Raw genomic sequence first — 20,987 nt, 5'->3', positions numbered from 1 at the left:
TTAATAATTTTCACCTCCGGAATTCAACATGCCTTTTCTAACGGTAGACGCTAAAAAAGGACGGCATAAACCGTCCTCAAATTCACTAAAGAATGAATTGTGACCATACAACGCGAGTCGTAGGGTGAGAAACGGTGGTTTCTACTTGTACCAAACTATTATAACATAATCAGATAGTCTGTCAACTACCTGAAAATAATTTTTGTACTCTCCTATCATACCGGATATAACTTGCGCTGACAAGGTTTTGAATAAAGAAAATTATGTAGTGGGATTTTTTTCCTTTAGGAAGGTGAAGGTAAAGACGGTTCCCTCCCCTTTACGGCTTTCCACATCAATGGACACCTGATGCCTCAAAGCAATTTCATTGACAATGGAAAGACCCAGTCCAGTTCCCTTCAGGTTCTCTGATGTAGAGGTCTGAAAGAACTTATCGAAAATATGCGCTTTTACCTTCTCTTCCATGCCGATACCATAGTCCCTGATTTCCACCACTGCTGTAGTTGCTTGGTCAATGACCTCTATGTCAATGGAGCTTCGTTTCGGTGAAAATTTTATAGCATTATCAAGGACAGCCATGAACATTTGGCGAAGTCTTCCATAGTCCCCTGAGAATGGAATAAAGGAATATGGATTTGTAAGGCTCAGGCTGATTTCTTTGTCCGTACTTACTAGTTTCATGGCATCCACACCATCAGAAAGGACTTCGGAAAGATTGAGAAGTTCTTTGCTGATCTTAAAATCCGGATTCTGAAGCTTTGTGAGACTGAGAAGATCATCCACCAGTCTCTGAAGAGAGAGTACTTCCTGAAACATCTGATCCTGGTACTGCTTCTTCTGCTCTTCGTCTTCAATGATTCCGTCCTTCAGTGCCTCAAGAGAACCTCTTAACACAGTGACAGGAGTTCTCAGTTCGTGTGAGACACTGGCGATAAAGTCCCGTCTGCTCTGTTCCAGTCTACTGCTTTCCCTGGATGCTTCATCAAGCCGAAGGGCCAATTGGTCTACAGTTTTCGCGAGATCTCCGATTTCATCATTTTGAATCACTTGTGTCCGGGTAGCATAGTCCCCTTCAGATAGTTTATATGCTGCCTTATTTATTTTTTTGATGGGTGCTATGAACTTTAAAGAAAAAAGTGTACCTAAGAGAATCGCCAGGACCAAAGCAATGGCTGCTGAAATAAAAAGGATATTCAGTCCGCTTAAGATAGAGGAGTCAATATTGTTCACAGGAGCATGAAGCAGCACAGCACCTATGACCTCTTGCGTATCATTGAGAATGGGCACCCCTACAGTCAGGCTTTTTATACCAATAAAGTCACTGAAGGTCTCACTGAAAGAAGTGCTGCCAGAAAGTGCTTTTTCAATGATTTCATTAGCAGTGGGTGGAAGCTCTTGGGACTCGATTTCTAGTCCTTTTGATTCATAGATGATAGAAGCATTCCGGTCCACAATCCATACATTACCCATGGCAACCTGCTCTAGCCCTCTCAAATATGGCATATATCCCTTCATGCCGTTCATCCCCATGCCCATACCACCCATACCCATGGAACCAGAACTTGTAGTGGAGTTCAAAAATTCTGTGAGATTTGAAGCTATGGCTTCCGCTCGGATCTTTAGATCCTCCTGATGGTATTCTAAAGTATGTTCGGAAAAAAGGCGCGCAAATACAACACTCATGAGCACTGAAAAGAGAAGGAGCAAAGAAACGATAAAAAGAACCAGTTTTCTTGTGATTTTATAGTTCATGTTCCACCTCAAATTTGTAACCCATCCCCCAAACCGTCTTTATTTCCCAATTTGGATGATGATAGCTGTCTAGTTTTGCACGGAGTCTTTTTATGTGAGAATCTACAGTCCTGGCATCGCCGAAGTAATCATAGCCCCATAAACTGCTTAAAAGATTATCCCGTGTAAAAAGTTTGTTGGGGTTCTTTGCCATGGTATAAAGGATCTCAATCTCTTTTTTTGTGAGTGATACGGGTTCAGCCTCAATCAGTACAGTGAACTCCTCAATATTAATGGTGAGATTGTCATAGATTAAGAGGTTTTTATCCTGGTTTTCTTTTGGGTCAGGTGAAATCCTTCTAAGAATCGCACGGATTCTTGCCATGACTTCCCCTGGGGAAAAAGGTTTCACGATATAATCATCAGCCCCCATATCAAGGCCCATGATGCGTTCAAAGTCCTCTCCTCTAGCGGTGACCATTATGATGGGGACAGAAGATGTTTTCCTGATTTCTCTGCATACCTGAAAACCATCCATCTCCGGCATCATCACATCAAGAAGCACCAGATCGAACGTATTCCTACTGAACAAACTTAACGCTTCTTTGCCATCGTTGGCGATCATTACAGTATATCCTTCTTTTTTTGCATAATCACTTAGTATTGATGTGATTTGTTTATGGTCGTCTGCGATGAGCAGGTTCATGACACTCATTCCTTTCTGTTTTCTGTTCTATTCAATAATATCATTTTAGCGAAGAGATATGTTTTTTTTGTGATGATTCAGACTGTAGGGTAAAAGAGAAACACAGAAAATGCTATCTTAAGACAAACTTTCAACACAATTGCGCTGTATAGTGACCTTATAAAACGAATTTGGAGGGTTTAATAATGAAAAAAATACAATTCATGATTATGACAAATGCACTTATGCTGGCTATGGCTGTATCTGCGGGGGCCTCTTTTCTCACTCCTGTGGAAGTTCGTGCTGCTGAAGTCGGTGAAATGACAATGGAGGGTTCTGAGGAGTCAGTTCCTGCTATGGAAAATTTCATGAAAAGCAGAAGGCATGAGTATCACAAAGCGCTTATGATGGGGCAAGATGTACCGGGAAATGGACAAAAAAATGGAATCTACAACTGTCCGATTGAAAACAATCCCAATGTCCACCACTGTCAGATGTAGAGCTGAAAAAACACAGGATTACTTGAGAAAAAACAAATTTTAGACACAAATGGATCATATGATGTAATCAAAGAACAACCAAAGGAGGAAGTAAAAAATGAACAAAATCAGTAAAATTATTGCAGGCAGCACATTGGCGGTGGCTATGGGAATCACATCCCTTACAGTATTTGCAGCAGCAAAGTATGACAATCCCTGGGAGGCGCTGGCTGGGATCACAGGAAAGTCCATTGAAGAGATTGAAGATGAACATTTTGAAGAAGGAAAAATGCTTTATGAGATCGCAGAGGAAGAGGGAAAACTTGATGAGTTCCGAAATGAAGTTCTGGAACAGAAAAAAGAAGTCATTGAGGAGCGTGTGAAGGAAGGTACCCTTTCCAGAGAACGTGCAGATCAAATTCTTGAAAATATCGAAAATGGTACTGGTCCATGCGGTGGTGGAGTTGCTGGTCAGAATTATGGTCTCGGATTTGGAAGAGGCATGGGACGTGGTATGATGAATGGTGGTTTCGGAGGATTTGGTAGAAACAGATAGTTTATAAATAGAAGGAGATGCTGATGCATCTCCTTCTATTTATGATGTAACAAAGCTTCTTTCCAGATCTTTTCCAGCGTCTCTTCTGAAAATCTTGCATTGGCTGGGCTGGTGCTTGGTAATTGAAGCACTTCAACTGATTTTTCCAGGTCAAACTTCTGAAATTTTTGGAACAGTTTGTAGGCCGTTGTGCCATTACATAGAATGCGCCGGATGTCCGAGTTTTCGAGAAGGAAGGTCAGGTCATTGGGGACAGCATCTTTGATGCTGCTGTCTGAGGAACCTTCTATCGTGCAGGAATGAAGGACATCCCAAAGTGCGATTCTGTGTTCCAGAAGGAACTGCGATTTCTCCTCATTAGTCTCCAGTGTCTGATGATTGTTATAAATTCTTGGCAAGATCCTCCAGAATCGGTTCTGAGGATGCGCGTAATAAAACATAGATGCTCTAGACTTCACCGAAGGAAAACTGCCAAGAATGAGAGTCGTAGAATATTTATTATAGATTGGTGAAAGTGGATGTATTTGATTTTCCGTGATTTGAACCCTCTTTTCCGTGTATATTTACTCTTCACAAGGTATTGAAACCTTGATATAATGGTTTAAAATAACGTTTGATAGGAGATAATTATGGAAAACACCTTGGTACTGATCAAACCTGATGCGGTGGAAAGAAACCTCATCGGCAACATTATAGCACTTTATGAAGCAAACAGCCTGAAAGTCACTAAACTTCGCATGGTCCATGCGGATGTGGAGACCGCAACGGAGCATTATAAGGAGCATGAGGGTAGAGATTACTTTGAGCCACTTATATCCTACATCACAAGAAGTCCTTTGGTAGCTTTAGTGCTGGAGGGTGAAAATGCCATTGAGAAAGTAAGAGTGCTGAACGGAAAAACCAATCCCGCAGAAGCGGAAGCAGGTACAGTCCGAAATCTATATGGTGTCAGTTATAAAGAGAATACAGTTCATGCGTCAGACTCATTGGAGAACGCAGAAAAAGAAATCAGTATTTGGTTTTAGAAAACCATGTGAAAAGACCGCTTCAGTCGTTGGACTTGAAGCGGTCTTTCTATCTCCTGCCTATTTCTTCTTTTTATGAAGTACCTGTGACAGTCTCGTTTCTGTGCCAAGTTTGATTCTTCTGTAGTTCTTACGATGAAGAAACATACTAAGGAGTGCTCCTAATATGGACAGGACGAGGGCACCTGTTCCAAAATCTTTGAGACAGGTCAGAGCCACCACATAGGTAGTCAGCGCAGCGGTACCAAGGACGATATAGTCTGTAAGCAGAGTGGTGGATACAATAAATAGGATTCCGATGAGACCATATAGAGGATTCAAACCAAGCAAGATTCCTACTAGAGTTGCTGTACCCTTCCCTCCCTTAAAATTCATATAAAATGGATAGATATGTCCTAAAATTGCTGTATAACCAGCAAGGTAAAGAAGAAAGGCACCATCTGGGTTCAGCTTCACATCAAAGAGCAGCTTAATCAGCAGAATGGAAACTACACCTTTCAGCACATCAATGATACCAACCAGTACCCCGAACTTCCAGCCAAGAGATTCTACGGCGTTGGATGCCCCAGCATTTCCCTGGCCCATGGTCCTGATATCCACTTTCTTGATCAGTTTTCCAAGTATATAGGCAGCTTGGATATTGCCCAACAAATATCCGATGACAGCGGAAATAATGATTTCTTTCATGTGTCTCCTAAGGAACTATGTCCGATTCATATATTCTGTGTTGAGGTGTGAACAGTCTAATGATTTCAATGCTTTAGAGCAGTCTAGGACTATTCTGCTGTTTTCTGCAGTGGTCATTAAAACTTATTCGTCCAAATACAGGTCGGGTTCAAGAACCTCATCAGAAATCTGATGACCGCTCATGAGAAAATCTATGAGGTCCAGATTCCGGTATCCTTCCTTATATCGTTTCAGTGTTTTTGTGATCGTTCTGAGAAGGCTTGCTGAGAGATGGATGGTGGTTTTAATCTCCTCTTCCTGATAATAAGATTTTTCGAAAAGAAGATGCAGTTTCTCATAGAGCATTTTTTTATAGGAAGCATCCACCTGGGGATCTTTATGGGGACCGTGAGGTCCCCGGTGATGCTCATCACACAGATAGATCCTGTTCAGCGGATAGTCAAGCCCACCCTCTTCTTTATGAATGATGTGATGCCTGTCTCCTTTTTTTCCACAAACATAGCAAGGATTCAAAACTTTAGTTCTCACCCTTTGTTTCGTCAGCTTTTTCAGCAAAATGATAGTTGAACTTGGTTTCGTCTTCCATGACAATTCGGTTGATAAAATCTTCCATGGATACTTTTCCTTCATCACCCTTTTCTCTGCTGGTTACAGATAATGTACCGTCTTGCTGCTCCTGTTCTCCAATGACCACAAAATATGGAATCCTTTCATTTCTAGCTTCTCGAATTTTGTAGCCGATCTTTTCGTTTCTTTCATCCATTTCTGCGCGGATTCCCTTTTTCTTCATGAGCGCCAGCACTTCTTCCACATAATCATGATATTTTTCTGAGATGGGGAGAAGTCTTACCTGGACTGGAGCAAGCCATAGTGGCATTGCGCCCGCATACTTTTCAATGAGGATGGCCAAAGTTCTTTCATAACACCCGATGGAGGTTCTATGAATGACGATGGGGTGTTTCTTCTGCCCGTCTTTATCCACATAAGTCATGTTGAATCTGCCAGGAAGAGCAAAGTCGATCTGAACTGTGATGATGGTATCTTCCTTGCCATGTACATTTTTCATCTGAAGGTCAAGTTTTGGACCATAGAAAGCCGCTTCCCCATCTGCTTCCACATAATTCACGCCCGCATGGTCGAGGATCTCTCTCATGGTGTTCTGTGTCGCTTCCCAAGCTTCAGGGTTATTGATGTATTTGTGCGTATCCTTTGGATCCCATTTGGAGAATCTATAGGTAATGTCATCTTTAATGCCCAAGACTTCCATGACATAATTGGTAAGATCAAGAACCCCTTTGAACTCTTCTTCCAGCTGATCCGGTCTTACGATGAGATGACCTTCTGAAATGGTGAACTGGCGGACTCTTGTTAAACCGTGCATCTCTCCTGAGGATTCATTTCTGAACAGTGTGGAGGTTTCACCCATTCTTACGGGCAGGTCTCTATAGCTGTGCTGATCAGAATTATAAATGGCAAATTGGAAAGGACAGGTCATTGGTCTTAAAGCCATGACTTCCCCTTCAACGTCGTCACCGAACAGGTCTCCATGACCATGAGGGTCCTGACACATGATGAACATGCCATCTTTATAATGATCCCAGTGTCCGGAAATTTTAAACAGATCAGACTTGGACATCAGAGGTGTTTGAGTAAACTCATAGCCTCTGCTTTCTTCCAGATCCTCTATGAATCTCTTCATGACCTGGAGAATTTTGGTTCCATTTTTCTTGAACAGTGGAAGGCCCTGGCCAATCAGTTCGGAAGATGTGAAGATGCCGAGCTCTCTTCCGATCTTGTTGTGGTCTCTTTTCTTTGCTTCTTCTACTCTTAAAAGGTATTCATCCAGGTCTGCTTTTTTAGGGAATGAGGTGCCATAGATTCTTGTCAGCATTTTGTTCTTTTCAGAACCTCTCCAATAAGCTCCTGCCACCTGGGTCAGCTTAAATGCCTTCACCAGCTTTGTGGATGTGATATGAGGTCCAGCGCACAGATCCACGAACTCTCCCATCTTGTAGAAGGACAATACTTCATCTTCAGGAAGATCTTCAATGAGCTCCACTTTATAAGGCTCATCGATCTCCTTCATGAGCGCGATGGCTTCTTCTCTAGAAAGAGTATATCTTTCCAGTTTCAGATCTTCTTTTACGATTTTCTTCATTTCTTCTTCGATCTTCAGCAGATCCTCCGCAGAGAAACTGCCTTCTTTATCGAAGTCATAGTAGTATCCGTCTGCGATGGCTGGTCCAATGGCCAGTTTCACTTCTGGATATAGTCTCTTCACTGCTAGCGCAAGTATATGAGAAGAGGTATGCCGGAACGCATGCTGTCCGTCTTCATCATCAAAAGTTCTGATTTCAAGAGTACAGTCTTCTTCCAGCGGGAACCGAAGGTCTACACGCTCCCCGTTGACCCTTCCTGCCATGGCAGCTCTGCCGAGGCCAGATGAGATTGCAAATGCGGCATCTTTTACTGTGGAGCCTTTTTCAAGCTCTATGACATTTCCGTCTTTTAATGTAATGTTGATCATTTCCATTCCTCCTGTATAAATAAAAATAGACCCGTCCCAAAGAAAGGGACGAGTCGTCGCGGTTCCACCCTAATTAAAATAAAGATATACTTTATTATCACTCTACGCCTTAACGCGGCAAACGGAAGCACTTATATAAAAAGTATCCTCGTGCTCCACTCCCAGGGGGTCTTCGTTAGTAGAACTCACTGGAAACTTCCAGCCTTGGTTTCCTTCTCTTTGAGAGTTCTAATAAGTACTCGTCCTGTTCATCATGTTGATGATATTGAATTTCCTTTATTATAGCGGATAAAAAAAGCATCGTCAACGGAAGAAGTCATCTAATGCAAGGATTTAGGTGTCTTTCTTTTTTGGAAAACTTCAGCACCGTAATCTTCTTTGGAACCAAGAAAAAAATAAACGTTTACAGTCTTTTTTTAGGACACTTTTCAAAGTATAATGAAGGAGTATAAGGAGGTTTTCAGATGCTTACTATTTCACTTCATTTTCCGCGGTGCAGTGGCCATGAAAGAAAAAACCGGCTCATTAAAAGCATCGTCTTTCGTGTGGCAGGACGCTTTTCCTTGCCCGATCAGGACGTTCGTGTCATTTTTTATGAATCGGAGTTCCGATCTGATATGGAGCCTAATTTAGGAGATTTCATTCACATTGATGTGGTTTCCTGTCCTCCACTAGTGCTGGAAGAGAAAAAAGCATTGGCACAGATCCTGAAGGATGAAATCAATATTTTTTCGGGTACCAAAGTGGATGATGTATCAATTTTTATCATGAACAGCGATTGTGAATCTTTTTTCGAATAATAGCAGACAGATCAGGTAGGACTTCTGGAGTAGACAATGGTACTTCTCGGAGAGTTTCCGCCTGTTTTTCATTATATGAAAACCGTTGAAAATGCTGGATTTCTTAGTGTTTTAGTAGGAAATAAAAATCACGTTTGCCCCATTTCTCATAGCATCAACTGACAACAAATGCTTTTTTCCGAATTAAAATGACAATAATTTGACAATAGTGTAAATTGTACTGAATTGAAGCGCTTTCCATTGATTTGATGGTACTCTCGGGCTATAATTAATATTGTTTGGCAATTATTTAACAAGGGGGAGAATTAATGTGTAGTTTACTTGAAAATCCAAAAATCCAGGAGCTGGACACTTTTATTGATGAAATTCATGCAAAAGAATCTGACCTCATCGAAGTGCTTCATAAGGCCCAAAACCTCTTCGGATACATCTCGGAAGAGCTGGTGGCTCATATCAGTGATAAGCTTGGGGTCCCAAGAGCTAAGATCTATGGCGTGGTGAGCTTCTATTCCTATTTTACAACGGAACCTAGAGGCAAAAATGTCATCAATGTCTGTATGGGTACCGCCTGCTTTGTACGTGGTGCAGATAAGATTCTGAGAGAACTGGAGTCCCAGCTGAGATTGAAATCAGGAGAAACCTCCATTGATGGTCTCTATACCATTGATTCCTTACGCTGTGTAGGAGCTTGTGGATTGGCTCCAGTTGTCATGGTCAATGATAAAGTCTACGGAAGAGTTGAAAGCGCTGATGTAGCTAAGATCATCAGTGAGTGTGAGGTGTAATATGCTAAGAAGTATTGAAGATCTACAGAAAGTAAGAGAGCAGAGCCAAGGCCTTCTCTTCCTGAGAAAGAATGTGGAAGCAGTCACTGGAAAAAGAGAAATCCTTGTGTGTGCGGGAACAGGCTGCCACAGTGCCATGAGTAAAGAAATCGTACAGGAGTTCAATGACGAGCTGAAAAAGCGCAACATGTCGGATAAAGCGACTTGCCATATAACCGGTTGCTTCGGGTTCTGTGAAAAAGGTCCCATTGTTAAAGTATATCCTGATGATGTTTTTTATACTGAAGTTAAGGTATCCGATGTGGATGAGATCATCTCCAACCACCTTATGGAAGGTGAGATTGTAGAACGTCTTCTCTATGTGGATCCAAAGACCAAGAAGAAAATTGATACTCAGCATCATATGGACTTCTATGGCAAGCAGAATAGAATTGCTTTAAGAAACTGCGGTCTCATCGATCCTGAAAGAATTGAGGAGTATATCGCCAATGATGGATATGTTGCTTTGGCAGACATTCTTTCAAACAAGCAGCCCATCGATGTGGTGAACCATCTGAAGGATTCAGGACTGCGTGGACGTGGCGGCGGTGGATATCCTACAGGATCCAAATGGGGTATGACATTAAGAAGCCCAGGTTCAGAAAAGTATATGGTTTGTAATGCTGATGAAGGAGATCCAGGAGCGTTTATGGACCGTTCTATTCTGGAGGGAGATCCGCACAGCATCATTGAAGCCATGGCGATTGGCGGATTTGCAATAGGTGCAAATAAGGGTATTGTTTATATCAGAGCAGAATATCCCCTAGCCATTAAGAGGCTCAAGATTGCCATAGCACAGGCGAAAGAATACAATCTTCTCGGCAAAAACATACTGAATACCGGATTTGATTTTGACCTGGAGATTAAGTATGGTGCAGGAGCTTTTGTATGTGGTGAAGAAACAGCTCTCATTCAGAGTATAGAAGGTCACCGTGGAGAACCTGTGTCAAAGCCTCCCTACCCTTCTGAGTCAGGTCTTTTCGGAAAGCCAACCTGTGTAAACAATGTGGAGACTCTTGCGAATATTCCTGTGATTTTCCAGAAGGGTGCTGAATGGTATGCTTCCATCGGAACAGAGTTCTCAAAAGGAACCAAAGTATTTGCTTTGGCAGGAAAGATCAACAATGTAGGTCTTGTGGAAGTTCCCATGGGCATCACCTTGAGAGAAATCATCTATGAAATCGGTGGAGGAATTAAAGGTGGGCATGCCTTCAAGGCGGTCCAGACAGGAGGCCCTTCAGGTGGTTGTATCACAGAGAAAGATCTGGATACTCCTATTGACTATGAGTCTTTGAGCCGCATCGGATCCATGATGGGTTCTGGTGGAATGATTGTCATGGATGAAGAGAACTGCATGGTGGATATCGCCAAATTCTATCTGGACTTCACTGTAGAAGAATCCTGCGGTAAATGTACTGCATGTAGAGTTGGTAACAAGAGACTTCTTGAAATCCTACAAAGAATCACTCAAGGAAAAGGTGAAGAAGCTGACCTTGAGAAGCTCAAGAACCTTTCGGAAACCATTAAGGACACCTCTTTGTGTGGACTTGGACAGACTGCGCCAAATCCAATCTTAAGCACAATTAAGTTTTTTGAGGATGAATACCGTGCTCATATTATAGAGAAACGATGTCCTTCAGGAGTATGTAGAGACCTGATGCGCTATGTGATTTCAGATGCGTGTATCGGCTGTACAAAATGCGCTAGAGCATGTCCAGTGGATGCAATTTCAGGAAAAGTCAGAGAGAAACATGTCATTGATCAGGAAAAATGCATCAAATGTGGTGCTTGTTACACCGCTTGTCCAGTGAAGCCTATTAAGGCAGTTCAAATTGTTTAGGAGGAATCGTTATGGTCAATATCACCATTAATAATAAGGAGATTCAGGTTCCTGCAGATTTCACCATTTTGCAGGCAGCAGAAACTCTGAATATCAAAATCCCTACCCTTTGCCATTTGGACCTTCACAACATCAAGATGGTGAATAAAGTGGCATCCTGCAGAGCTTGTGTTGTTGAAGTGGAAGGAAGAAGAAATCTTGCTCCAGCTTGTTCCACACCAGTATATGAAGGCATGAAGATCAAGACAGATACCATCCGTTCCATTAAGGCTAGAAGAACCATGGTGGAGCTTCTCATATCCGATCATCCAAAGGATTGTCTGGTGTGCTTAAAGAATCAGGAATGTGAGCTGCAGAAGATTTCAGCAGATTTGGGCATAAAGCAGGTTCATTACGAAGGTGAGATGTCTCTGTTCCCTGTGGATATGTCTTCTAAAGCCATTTATCGTGACTCTTCCAAATGTATCCTTTGCAGAAGATGTGAAACCATGTGTAATGAAGTACAGACGGTGCATGCGCTTTCCGGTCTTGACCGTGGGTTTGATACTGTTGTCGGTCCTGCCTTCCACGCACCGCTTGGAGAAACGGTCTGTACATTCTGCGGTCAGTGTGTAGCTGTATGCCCTACTGGCGCACTTGTTGAAATTGACAATGTGTCCAAAGTATGGAATGAACTAGCGGACAAATCAAAAACAGTGGTTGTGCAAGTGGCTCCTGCGGTGCGTGTAGCCATTGGTGAGCTTTTCGGTCTCGAGCCTGGAGCTGTAGTGACTGGAAAGATGGTCACAGCCCTCAAGAATCTTGGATTCAGTTATGTTTTTGATACAAATTTCGCTGCGGATTTGACCATTATGGAAGAAGCCCACGAGATGATCAATAGGATCCAGAACAATAAAAAGCTACCAATCCTTACCAGCTGCTGCCCTGCCTGGGTGAAGTTCTTTGAACATCAGTTCCCGGATCTATTGGATATTCCATCCAGCTGTAAGTCCCCTCACGAGATGTTTGGGGCCATCACAAAGCATTATTTCGCAAAGAAAATGAACATCGACCCCAAAGATGTTGTGGTGGTTTCAGTCATGCCTTGTGTAGCAAAGAAATATGAGGCAGAAAGACCAGAGCTTGAGTATGGCGGAGTAAAGGACGTGGATGTCGTTATCACCACCAGAGAGCTTGGAAGGATGATCAAAGAAGCAGGAATGAATTTCCTCATGCTGGAAGACTCCGAATATGACAATCCACTAGGAGAATCTTCAGGTGCAGCACAGATCTTCGGCACCACAGGCGGAGTTATTGAAGCGGCGCTCAGAACCGCAGCAGTTCAGCTCACAGGCGGCGCAATTGATAAGATTGACTACAATGAAGTGCGTGGAATGGAAGGACTCCGTGAGGCAACCGTTGAAATCGGAGACCTGAAACTGAACATCGCCATTGCCAATGGCCTTGGAAACGCGAGAACGCTTCTGGAGAACATCAGAAAAGGAAAGAGCAACTACCATGCCATCGAGATTATGGCTTGTCCTGGAGGCTGTATAGGCGGTGGTGGACAACCCTACCATCATGGGGATCTGGAGATTCTTAAAGAGAGAGCAAAGGGAGTCTATGCAATCGACCAGAGTCAGAGCATCAGAATGTCCCATGAAAATCCATACATTCAGGATCTTTATAAAGAATTCCTCGGAGAACCTGGTGGAGAGATGGCGCACAAGCTCCTTCACACCAAGTACTTCGAAAGAGAAAAGTAAAATAACCCAAGCAAAAAGAGCAGCAACCGCTGCTCTTTTATTTTGAATTACTTTTTACTTGTTGATGATATCTTTGAGGTCTTTGCCTGCTCTGAATGCTGGCTGCTTGAACTCTGGAATCTGAATTTCTTCGTTGGTCTTAGGATTTCTTCCTACCCTAGCTTTTCTATTCTTAACTTCAAAAGTACCGAATCCGGAAAGCTGTACCTTATCACCTTCTGTTAGAGCTTCTACGATGCTCTCGATGGTAGCTTTCAGAACCTTTTCAGAATCCTTTTTTGTGAAGTTTGTTTTTTCTGCAATCTTGGTTACGAGTTGTGCTTTATTCATTTACATAGTCCTCCTTATTTCTGAACACAAAGATTATTAAAACAGAATTCACCTTAGAAATCAAGTGCTTCACGAGATTTTGTTCCTGAACCGCACTCTTTTTTGAGTTAAAGGGTTTCAAAATACTGTATCAATATTCAGGAACATGGATTCGGTGTTAGTCCTGTTTGATCTCTTTGAGAAGATTTCCAATATCTTCATGGGTGAAATCATACTTTGTGTTACAGAAATGGCAGACCAGTTCCTCTTCTTTATTTTCATCATAAAGCTTTGTCAGTTCTTCTTCTCCGATGGAAATGAAGGCTTTTTCAACTCGCTCTCTAGTACAGTCACAATAAAGGACAGGTGTGCCTTCTGTAAGAATCTGCAAGTCCATGTCTTCGAAAATAAACTGAAGCACTTCTAGAATGGAATTTCCATCACGAAGCAATGTGGTCAAGCTTGGAATTTCCTCCAAGCGATACGTGATAAGATCTGCCAGCATTTCGTCGGCGCCAGGCATCATCTGTATGATAAAACCTCCGGATTTCATCACACTGCCGTCTACATCGACAAGAACCCCTAAAGCCACAGCAGAGGGAGTCTGTTCAGAGACCGTATAATAATAGGCCAGATCTTCTGCGATTTCACCAGTATAGATGGGTACAGAACTCACATAGGGCTCTTTCATTCCCAAATCTGTAATCACCGTGAGTTTGCCATCCAGACCGATGATTCCGGAAACATTGAGCTTTCCAAGATCATTGTGCACCATATCTGCGTCAGGATTCACGATATAGCCTTTCACCCGCCCTTCGGAGCGTCCGGTGACGAGAATGCCGCCAGAGATGCCTCCACCGTTTATCTGAACGGTGACTGAGTCTTGTTCGCCTTTCAGCATGGAACCCATCATCGCACCAGCGGTAAGCATTCTTCCATAAGCAGCCGTTGCAGTAGGCATCGTATTGTGGTTTTTCACTGCCTCGTTCACGAGTGCAGTTGTTTCGGCAGCGATGATTCTAACACTGCCTTCTTTAGCCATTGCGTGTATCAGTTTGTCCATTTTATTCCCTCTTTCTTGCAATAATCGTCCATCGTTCTGTGGTTTGCACTGGTTTGTTTTTTGAATAATTGTCATATAGTTCGATACTTTTGAAGCCAGCAGAGTCAAGCAGTGAAATCAGAAGATCTGACTCATAGGCGCGCTCCATGTGAAACTCCTCAATACGCTCATAAAGATCACCATTTTGAATGAAGAAGTTCAAAGACATCTCCACAATGTCATCATCCAGGAAGTTCTCCCAGGTATAGACCAGATCATCCGTGGTATACACAAAGTCGTGATTTCCAAGTATCTCTTTTATTTTATAAGGAGACTGGACATCAAAGATAAATACACCATCTGGTGTAAGATGGTCAAAAACCTTTTTGAACACCTCTTGTATCTGGTCTTCCTCCAGAAGATAATTAAGCGCATCGATGGAAGAAGTCACAAGATCAAATTCTTTCCGGAAATCAATCTCTTCCATGGATAAGGCATAAGCTTTATGGTGTAATCCAGCTTCAGTGAACTTTGATACTGCTTCCGTAAGCATATCTGGTGACAGATCCACAAGATATGTCTCCTGAAAATGTCTGGCAATGAGCATCGATAAAGTGCCAGTTCCGCACCCAAGATCCAGGTAACGGTGTTTACTCTCTGTGTTTTCTAAGATAAAGGATGCGATATCCTCATAACAGATATCCTCCTGAATCAGCATATCATAAATTCTCGAAAAATCACGATAACTTTCCATTTCATCACAGTTCCTTCCAAGTTACTATATGCAGTTATGATTCTAGTATTTTATCATAAATCACAGTTTTATCCTAGCGCTGAAAGAGGTGCAAAAAAAGACTGCTGTTCAGCAGTCTTTATTAGGTGTGCTATTGAGATTTCTTCTTTCTCCCACTTAGAGAAAAAACAAGAAATACAAAACCAATGGCGATGTACAGGATGCCTTGCAGATAAGCCTGATCCAGAATGAAAAGTACAGCTGCGAAAAGCATCAGGAGTATCACTACGCCTTGGAATAGAAGTAAGCTTTTATCCATAAATATCCCTCTATTCATCTATAATATGTAATTATAGGCTCATTAGAAAGGATGTCAATATGGAAAATATGATATATTCAGATTTTTATCATTCTCTTCAGAATCTTCATCATTTCCGAATAAATCGTTTACAGAACTTGCTTTCTGTATCGAAGATGATGAAACCTCATAAGCGACTTTATCTTCTGTCCGTCCATCAGGATAGGTTTTCGTATACCCTCGGGACTGGAGTCTTCCTGTGATTCTCAACATATCCCCTACCTGCATATTCTTAGTGAACTTTGCGTTACGACCCCAGGCAATCACAGGGATGTAGTCGGTTTTATTGAACTGTCTGTTCACAGCCAACAATAAATCTGTAATTTCTCTGCCAAAGGGTGTCATTCTGTAAATGGGATCCTTGCAGATATATCCTGTAAGCTCAATGAGATTAGGCTCTTCTGCGTGATCTTCTGGAAACTCAATATCTCTTGCAAAAACGGTAAGGAGCAGCTTGTTTTTTGATCCTACCATTTTATTGTAGCTTCTGAGCTGCCCGGTGATTTTAGTGTATCGTTCCAAAAGGCTTTCGTTCTCAGGCAGCAGCTTTTTGGATATGGTTATGTTTAAAACATCCTTTGAATCACTCAACCGGTTTACAGAGAATAATCCGGTATAGAACTCTTCCCCAAAGAGTTCATGGCTGAATTCAGGTGGTTGTACAAAAAGACCTTCTAGGATGACAATGTTATCATTTGTTGCTTCCAAGTTGCGATTCCCCCCATTTGTTCCATATACACGTCACTTTTGTAAAAGTTCTACATTTAATTATAACAAACTTGTATTCGATTACAAGTCATCTCTGAAATATATCATAAAAATATGGAATTATTTCACAAAGGCTTCTCCTACTTTTTCAGTTGTCATGTCCGTGTTTTTTGAGTATCATGGAAATAGTGTTAAGGAGGAGATTATGGACAACGCTTTAGCAGAGAATAAACTATTAATTTTGTATACATTGAATCAGTCCAAACTGATTCTTACGAAAACTCAGTTTTCCAATATTATTCTGGAATGTATGTACATCAATTATTTTGAACTGCAGCAGTACATTGAGGAACTCATAAAGACCGGACTGGTGCTTCTGGATGTTGTTCATGATAAGGAAGCTGTGGTGATTTCAGATCAGGGAAAGAGTGTTCTTGGTATGTTTCAGGATAGAATACCCGATCGGAAGAAAAAGGTCATTGATACCTATCTTACGGAAAACATCAACCATTTAATCAGAGAGACCACCATTACTCATGAAATCAGTGAGGGTCCTCACGGTACATTCCAAGTGATACTGAGTGCCTTTGAAAACAAAGATGAATTGATACGGATCAGTATGAATGTGCCAACGAAGGAAACAGCAGAAAAATCCGTTCAGACATGGAAGAAAGAGTCCACAAAGATTTATGAGCTTCTATATAAGGAGCTCAGTAAAAAAGGACAGTAGAAAAGTCCGAAGGAAGCAGAATGGCTGTTTTCCTTCGGACTTTTCTACTGTTAAGCTTATTCGATGGGTTCTTCCCGAATCTGTTTTACAGCGGTCTTCATATCTCCAATGGTATAGAGTGAACCTGTGGAGAGGATGAGATCTCCTTCCGTAAAGTCCTCTACAGCTTTTTTGTAAGCTTTTGCTACTGTATGACAAAGAAAGTATGGTTTTTCAGGTGGAATGTAGGACGCCAGCTCATTCTCCGGAAGTGCCCGGAAATCATCTGGTGTATGAAGGTAACATTTTGATGCAGTCTCTGTAAGGAGTTTTGTGACAGCAGATACATCCTTATCTTTCAGCATACCCAGCAATAGAAGTATCTTTTTATCCGGAAAATAGGACTGGATGCTTTCGATGAGCCGTATTGCCCCATCCTCATTATGAGCCCCATCCATCAAAGTCAAGGGCTCTTCTTCCACAATTTCCATACGGCCGATCCAAGTGACTGTTTCTAGCGCTTTTTTGATGGATTCCACAGTCAGTTTTTGGTAGCCTGACTTTTGAAGTGTCAGGAGCGCCAGAACTGAAGTGGCGGCGTTCTCCAGCTGATAGGTGCCAAGAAGATTCAGTCTTGCAGTGAAAGGCGGAATGTCATCCATCTTCAAACGGATTTTCTGTCTGAACCCTTCCAGTTCAAGAAATTCATACATGGTCGGTTCGACAAAGGTGATGCCTGTTTGTTTTTTAGTCGCTTCACTGCAGAGAACCTCTCTGGCTTCCTGCTTTTGTGTGGAAGAAATCACTGGAGCTGATTTTATGATACCGGCTTTATGCATGGCAATTTCATGAAGTGTATTTCCAAGCTGACTTACATGATCCATAGAAATGGAGGTGATCACCGATAAAATGGGCAGCAGCACATTGGTGGCATCATAACGTCCCCCTATCCCAACCTCTATGACACAGACATCCACTTTTTTTTCTTTGAAGTACATGAAGGCCATGGCTGTGACCACTTCAAATTCGGAAGGATGACCGAAGCCTTCCTGAAGAAGTGTTTCGATTCTCTTTTCGACAATCCTGTAGTAATTGATAACCTCTTCTTCTTCGATTAAATTACCGTTCACCGCGATTCTTTCTCTGAATTCAATGATATAAGGTGAGGTGAACAGCCCGACGTGATATCCGCTGGTGGCGAGACTATGGGCAATCATTTTGGAGATGGATCCTTTTCCGTTAGTGCCCGCAACATGCACACATTGAAGAGAGTTTTGCGGATCGCCAAGAAGCTCCATAAGCCTTTCCATTCTCTTCAGATCATTTTCTTTTTTTCTTCTGGGAATACTATGCAGATTCTGTAATGTTTCCTGATAATTCAAGGCATTCACCAAATTCCTTCCAGTTTTCTATCTTCATTATAATGAACTCTACCATAGAATCAAGAAAAAGGAAGATGTTTCCATCTTCCCTCTCTGTACTTAACGTAATGCGCCAATTCTTTCAAGGACAGCATCCAGCATGGACTGATACTTCTCCCCTTTGGCTCGTTCTTCCTGAACCACATCCTCTTTTGCATTGGCCAGGAATTTTTCATTGTTCAGTTTTTTGCTGACACGTTCGATTTCCGACTGCAGCTTCTGTTTTTCTTTTTCGAGACGTTCCAGCTCTTTTTCTCTGTCTACAAGATCCAAGAGTGGAATATAGATCTTTGCCGTGGATGTGACCAGAGTTACACTGCCCTCTTCTGCAGGTGCTGTCTCAAGCAGAGTGATGTCTTCTGCATAGGCAAGCTTTATCAGGTAATCTCTGGAGTTTTTGAAGGCTTCTTCTTTTCCGCTGTTTGGCAGAATGTTCAGCATGGTCTTTCTCTTATTTGGCACATTCATTTCAGCGCGGAGATTTCGGATGCTCTTTATGGCTTCAATGATGCCACCCATGGTGTCTTCAATGGCAGGATCCATGAAGGTTTTCTCTGCTTCTGGCCATGGTGCCTTCATGATGGTTTCTTCATCATTCAGGAAGGAGTAAATCTCTTCGGTGATAAAAGGCATGGTTGGGTGAAGAAGCTTCAGGGACTTGATGAGCACTTCCCGGATCACGCGGTAGCTGACGCCCTTCTCCTCGTCGGTCCCATTATAGAATACAGGTTTCACCAGTTCTATATACCAGTCACAGAGCTCATTCCAGATGAAGTCATAGACTTTTGCCAGAGCGATGCCAAGCTCGAATTTCTCGAAGTTCTCCGTGACTTCCTCGATCAGATGGTTCATCTTGGATAGGATCCAGCGGTCGGCTAAGCTGTAGTTCTCGCTCTCTTTGTAGGTTTCAAGCAGGGTATCATCCAAATTCATGAGTACAAATCTGGATGCGTTCCAGAGCTTGTTGGCAAAGTTTCTTGCAGCCTCTACCCGTTCAGGATAGAAACGGATGTCGCTTCCTGGGGCATTTCCTGTGATCAGCATGAATCTCAAGGCATCTGCGCCATACTCGTCGATGGTGAGAAGTGGATCTACACCGTTGCCTAAGGACTTACTCATCTTTCTGCCCTGGGAATCTCTCACGATACCATGGATAAAGACAGTATCAAATGGGATTTCCTTCATGTTGTAAAGTCCGGAGAACATCATTCTCATGACCCAGAATGGAATGATATCATAGCCGGTGACCAAGGTTGAAGTTGGATAGAAATACTTGAGATCTTCTGTCTCATTTGGCCATCCTAGAGTGGAAAATGGCCATAAAGCAGAACTGAACCAGGTATCCAGCACATCTTCCTCTTCTCTGAGATTTGTGCTTCCACACTTTTTACAGGATGAAGGAGCATCATTGGACACGTTGATCTCATGACAGTCATCACAGTACCAAACTGGTATCCTATGGCCCCACCAGAGCTGTCTGGAAATACACCAGTCTTGAATATTCTCCAGCCAGTGGAAATATGTTTTCTCAAAACGCTCTGGGACAAAGTTTGTTTTCCTGGATTTTACCGATTCAATGGCAGGTCCTGCCAGAGGCTTCATTTCAACGTACCACTGTTTGGACATGATGGGCTCTATAACAGTGCCACATCTGTCGTGGGTGTTGACGTTATGGACATGAGGCTGGATTTTATCTAATAGTCCAAGCTCTTCCATATCCTTGACAATGGCTTTTCTTGCCTCATATCTGTCCATTCCTTGGTATTTTCCACCCAGTTCGTTGACAACCCCACGGTCATCCAGAACTTTGATGGCTTCCAGATGATGTCTGGCTCCCACATGGAAGTCATTTGGATCGTGGGCTGGGGTAATCTTTACGCAGCCTGTACCAAACTCTTTGTCCACGTAATCATCAGCCACAATGGGTATGATTCGGTTCATGAGGGGCAGTGTGAGCGTTTTTCCAACCAGGTGCTGGAACCTTTCATCATCAGGATGAACAGCGACAGCCGTATCACCAAGCATGGTTTCAGGTCTTGTGGTGGCGATGACCAGATATCCGGTTCCATCTGTCAGAGGATATCTGAAATGCCAGAAGTTGCCTTGTGTCTCCACATATTCAATTTCCGCGTCTGAGAGAGCCGTCTGGCACTTTGGACACCAGTTGGTGATTCTGTCTCCACGGTAGATCAGTCCATCATTGTATAGTTTTACAAAAACCTCGCGGACTGCTCTGGAAAGATTATCGTCCATGGTGAAGGCTTCTCTTGTGAAATCACAGGAAGAGCCCAGTTTCTTGATCTGATCTCTGATTTTTCCGCGATATTCTTCGGACCATTCATACACTTTTTCGAGAAAAGCTTCGCGGCCGATTTCTTTTTTTATGATACCTTCCTTCAGAAGCTCATTTTCCACCCGGACCTCTGTGGCAATGGATGCATGGTCTTCGCCGGGAAGCCATAAAGTCTCAAAGCCCTGCATTCTCTTGAATCTGATGAGCATATCCTGAAGCGTGAGATCCAGTGCATGACCCATGTGCAGTTTTCCGGTGATATTTGGTGGCGGCATCACGATGGTGTAAGGTTTTTTGTCCGGATTCACCTTGGCGGTGAAGTAATCTTTCTCCAGCCAGTGTTCATAGAGTCTTTTCTCAAAATCCTTTGGGTTGTACGTTGTGTTGAGATTTTTCTTTTCCATAAGTTCCTCCTAGTGAATTGCTCCGTCCCACATGGACAGAAAATGTACAAACATAGCTATATGCATACTGAAAAATGTGTAAAAAAAAAGAGTCTTCATCCTGAAAAAGGA

Annotated in this window: 21 protein-coding genes and 2 other annotated features (1 of these 23 only partly in view); of the genes, 8 read left to right on the top strand and 13 right to left on the bottom strand. The window is 42.5% G+C overall.

Annotated features, from left to right (window positions below; genetic code table 11):
- Positions 1 to 261: 261 nt before the first annotated feature.
- Entirely contained in the window at positions 262 to 1,752 is a 1,491-nt protein-coding gene (locus tag BM243_RS01480; RefSeq protein ID WP_074909418.1) for a sensor histidine kinase, read from the bottom strand.
- A complete protein-coding gene (locus BM243_RS01475) occupies positions 1,742 to 2,446 on the bottom strand; it encodes a response regulator transcription factor (RefSeq protein WP_074909415.1) in 705 nt (234 codons plus the stop codon). Before BM243_RS01475 ends, BM243_RS01480 begins: the two co-directional genes overlap by 11 nt.
- Positions 2,447 to 2,622: 176 nt before the next feature.
- Between BM243_RS01475 and BM243_RS01470 the strand changes: the two genes are divergently transcribed.
- Together BM243_RS01470 and BM243_RS01465 are read left to right on the top strand one after the other, a co-directional pair.
- Entirely contained in the window at positions 2,623 to 2,916 is a 294-nt protein-coding gene (locus BM243_RS01470) for a hypothetical protein (RefSeq protein ID WP_074909412.1), read from the top strand.
- A 97-nt stretch (positions 2,917 to 3,013) separates the two neighbouring features.
- Positions 3,014 to 3,451, top strand: a complete 438-nt coding sequence (locus BM243_RS01465) for a DUF2680 domain-containing protein (RefSeq protein ID WP_074909409.1) — start codon at positions 3,014 to 3,016, stop codon at positions 3,449 to 3,451.
- 35 nt (positions 3,452 to 3,486) lie between these two features.
- Here the strand turns inward: BM243_RS01465 and BM243_RS01460 are convergent, their stop codons facing one another.
- A complete protein-coding gene (locus BM243_RS01460; RefSeq protein ID WP_431602432.1) occupies positions 3,487 to 3,957 on the bottom strand; it encodes a DNA-deoxyinosine glycosylase in 471 nt (156 codons plus the stop codon).
- A gap of 123 nt (positions 3,958 to 4,080) precedes the next feature.
- Here BM243_RS01460 and ndk point away from each other — a divergent pair, with 123 nt between their 5' ends.
- Complete coding sequence (gene ndk / locus BM243_RS01455) at positions 4,081 to 4,476, top strand: nucleoside-diphosphate kinase (RefSeq protein ID WP_074909403.1); 396 nt, start codon at positions 4,081 to 4,083, stop codon at positions 4,474 to 4,476.
- A gap of 60 nt (positions 4,477 to 4,536) precedes the next feature.
- On the opposite strand, the gene BM243_RS01450 is transcribed toward ndk, so the two are convergent.
- The 3 genes from BM243_RS01450 to thrS all read right to left on the bottom strand — a co-directional run bounded on the left by BM243_RS01450 (position 4,537) and on the right by thrS (position 7,690).
- A complete protein-coding gene (locus tag BM243_RS01450; protein WP_074909398.1) occupies positions 4,537 to 5,163 on the bottom strand; it encodes a glycerol-3-phosphate acyltransferase in 627 nt (208 codons plus the stop codon).
- Positions 5,164 to 5,286: 123 nt separating this feature from the next.
- Positions 5,287 to 5,676 carry an HNH endonuclease signature motif containing protein gene (locus tag BM243_RS01445; RefSeq protein ID WP_074909395.1) on the bottom strand — a complete coding sequence of 130 codons (390 nt, stop codon included), beginning with the start codon at positions 5,674 to 5,676 and terminating at the stop codon, positions 5,287 to 5,289.
- A 4-nt stretch (positions 5,677 to 5,680) separates the two neighbouring features.
- On the bottom strand, positions 5,681 to 7,690 hold the full coding sequence (thrS, locus tag BM243_RS01440) for a threonine--tRNA ligase (protein WP_074909392.1): 2,010 nt from the start codon (positions 7,688 to 7,690) through the stop codon (positions 5,681 to 5,683).
- Positions 7,691 to 7,731: 41 nt separating this feature from the next.
- Positions 7,732 to 7,951, bottom strand: a binding site (T-box leader).
- A gap of 203 nt (positions 7,952 to 8,154) precedes the next feature.
- Between thrS and BM243_RS01435 the strand changes: the two genes are divergently transcribed.
- The 4 genes from BM243_RS01435 (at position 8,155) to BM243_RS01420 (ending at position 12,899) form a co-directional block, all read left to right on the top strand.
- Positions 8,155 to 8,490 carry a hypothetical protein gene (locus tag BM243_RS01435; RefSeq protein WP_074909389.1) on the top strand — a complete coding sequence of 112 codons (336 nt, stop codon included), beginning with the start codon at positions 8,155 to 8,157 and terminating at the stop codon, positions 8,488 to 8,490.
- 308 nt (positions 8,491 to 8,798) lie between these two features.
- Positions 8,799 to 9,275 carry an NADH-quinone oxidoreductase subunit NuoE family protein gene (locus tag BM243_RS01430; RefSeq protein WP_074909387.1) on the top strand — a complete coding sequence of 159 codons (477 nt, stop codon included), beginning with the start codon at positions 8,799 to 8,801 and terminating at the stop codon, positions 9,273 to 9,275.
- 1 nt (position 9,276) lies between these two features.
- Positions 9,277 to 11,154 carry an NADH-quinone oxidoreductase subunit NuoF gene (locus tag BM243_RS01425; RefSeq protein ID WP_074909384.1) on the top strand — a complete coding sequence of 626 codons (1,878 nt, stop codon included), beginning with the start codon at positions 9,277 to 9,279 and terminating at the stop codon, positions 11,152 to 11,154.
- 5 nt (positions 11,155 to 11,159) lie between these two features.
- Positions 11,160 to 12,899 carry an NADH-dependent [FeFe] hydrogenase, group A6 gene (locus tag BM243_RS01420; RefSeq protein WP_074909381.1) on the top strand — a complete coding sequence of 580 codons (1,740 nt, stop codon included), beginning with the start codon at positions 11,160 to 11,162 and terminating at the stop codon, positions 12,897 to 12,899.
- Between the two features lie 54 nt (positions 12,900 to 12,953).
- On the opposite strand, the gene BM243_RS01415 is transcribed toward BM243_RS01420, so the two are convergent.
- The 5 genes from BM243_RS01415 to BM243_RS01400 form a co-directional block, all read right to left on the bottom strand.
- Positions 12,954 to 13,229 (bottom strand): HU family DNA-binding protein, encoded by a 276-nt coding sequence (locus tag BM243_RS01415; protein ID WP_031576063.1) that lies wholly within the window; start codon positions 13,227 to 13,229, stop codon positions 12,954 to 12,956.
- A gap of 157 nt (positions 13,230 to 13,386) precedes the next feature.
- Complete coding sequence (hslO, locus tag BM243_RS01410) at positions 13,387 to 14,271, bottom strand: Hsp33 family molecular chaperone HslO (protein ID WP_074909378.1); 885 nt, start codon at positions 14,269 to 14,271, stop codon at positions 13,387 to 13,389.
- Between the two features lies 1 nt (position 14,272).
- Complete coding sequence (locus tag BM243_RS01405) at positions 14,273 to 15,004, bottom strand: class I SAM-dependent DNA methyltransferase (RefSeq protein ID WP_074909375.1); 732 nt, start codon at positions 15,002 to 15,004, stop codon at positions 14,273 to 14,275.
- Between the two features lie 130 nt (positions 15,005 to 15,134).
- Positions 15,135 to 15,302 (bottom strand): hypothetical protein, encoded by a 168-nt coding sequence (locus tag BM243_RS15170; protein ID WP_177213434.1) that lies wholly within the window; start codon positions 15,300 to 15,302, stop codon positions 15,135 to 15,137.
- Between the two features lie 54 nt (positions 15,303 to 15,356).
- Positions 15,357 to 16,049, bottom strand: a complete 693-nt coding sequence (locus tag BM243_RS01400) for a single-stranded DNA-binding protein (protein ID WP_074909372.1) — start codon at positions 16,047 to 16,049, stop codon at positions 15,357 to 15,359.
- Positions 16,050 to 16,254: 205 nt separating this feature from the next.
- Between BM243_RS01400 and BM243_RS01395 the strand changes: the two genes are divergently transcribed.
- Entirely contained in the window at positions 16,255 to 16,779 is a 525-nt protein-coding gene (locus tag BM243_RS01395) for a DUF4364 family protein (RefSeq protein ID WP_074909369.1), read from the top strand.
- 56 nt (positions 16,780 to 16,835) lie between these two features.
- Here BM243_RS01395 and BM243_RS01390 read toward each other — a convergent pair whose 3' ends face one another.
- Complete coding sequence (locus BM243_RS01390; protein WP_074910877.1) at positions 16,836 to 18,140, bottom strand: bifunctional folylpolyglutamate synthase/dihydrofolate synthase; 1,305 nt, start codon at positions 18,138 to 18,140, stop codon at positions 16,836 to 16,838.
- Positions 18,141 to 18,239: 99 nt separating this feature from the next.
- Positions 18,240 to 20,876, bottom strand: coding sequence for a valine--tRNA ligase (locus BM243_RS01385; RefSeq protein WP_074909366.1), 2,637 nt, complete (start codon positions 20,874 to 20,876; stop codon positions 18,240 to 18,242).
- 103 nt (positions 20,877 to 20,979) lie between these two features.
- Positions 20,980 to 20,987 (bottom strand) — a binding site (T-box leader) (it continues 208 nt past the right edge of the window).

Origin of the sequence: Proteiniclasticum ruminis, assembly GCF_900115135.1 — a bacterium.
GTDB classification, from domain to species: Bacteria; Bacillota; Clostridia; order Clostridiales; family Clostridiaceae; genus Proteiniclasticum; species Proteiniclasticum ruminis_A.
Note: the sequence above shows the minus strand (reverse complement) of the source record. Positions and strands in the feature narration are given on the sequence as shown.